The organism is Moraxella oblonga NBRC 102422 (genome assembly GCF_001598275.1).
GTDB classification, from domain to species: Bacteria; Pseudomonadota; Gammaproteobacteria; order Pseudomonadales; family Moraxellaceae; genus Moraxella; species Moraxella oblonga.
Window position 1 is genome coordinate 1 of record NZ_BCYQ01000098.1, and the last position, 984, is coordinate 984.

Below are 984 nucleotides of genomic sequence, written 5' to 3' on the forward strand. Positions count from 1 at the left end.
TATTCTGTTTCTCTGTACGCAAAATTGGCGCAAGGCAGGATTGGTTTCAGGCAGCGTTAATTGAGCAAAGTTAGTTTCGCCAGCATCGTGGGCTTGTACAAATTTGATAAAATCATCTGCTGTGCCAATGTGCGGCAAATAATACATAATCATATCGGCAGCAGCTTCAATCAATTTAACCCATTCATCGTATTCACGAATTGCCCATTCTCCTACTTCCATACCACTATCATATTTTTGAATCTTAATATTGGGATTGGCTTCATTGGATAATCCATAAAAGCCAATGAAATAAAAGGGTAATTTGTTAGATGAAGTAAAACGTGGGATAAGATGAGTCATTTTTTGCCTATCTTCTTCCTTTATATTCCTTAAAATAATATTGGTATCAAAATAATACAATCCATCTTTATCAAATTTATTTTTATCGGTAATAATGAGTACTTCAAAGAAACAAAACTCTGTTCTAAACCATAAATTATCTGTTTGTTCACAGTTATATTTTTTTAATAAGTCCGCATATGGTTTGCCTAATCTTGCCTTAAGAATTTTTTGGGCTAAACTGTCTCGCCTTGTTTGACTAACTGGAATTTGCGGCTTATCTTGTTTGGCAATCAATTCTTGAATATGCGTTTGCCAAATTTGCTCGTTTTCTTCAACCATATCATGCCAGTAAAACGGTTGATTACGCGCATCCAATGCCGTGCCGTCTGGTAAAAAAACACATTCAAAATCGCCATGCACCACCACTAAATTGTTTTCGCAAGCGGCACGGATAATCGCACAACTGAAACTGTCTGGATACTGTTTGGGTGGAAATTCAAAGCAATATTTGGCAGAAAGCATACGCGCAGTTTCGTTTTTAATGCCTAAACATTCTGCCAAGCTTTCATCGCCTTCGTAAAACTGCCATGCTTGACGGAGAAATCCGTTCATCAGGTTTCTGCCGAAAGCTGCCATGTTTGGATTGGGTGCGCTTTCTTT

1 protein-coding gene is annotated in these 984 nt (G+C 37.6%); it reads right to left on the reverse strand.

The features are described 5' to 3' along the window. Window positions 1-960, reverse strand: a 960-nt coding sequence (locus tag MOB01S_RS12625) for a hypothetical protein (protein WP_169798157.1), incomplete at its 3' end; no start/stop codon positions are given. Window positions 961-984 lie beyond the last annotated feature (24 nt).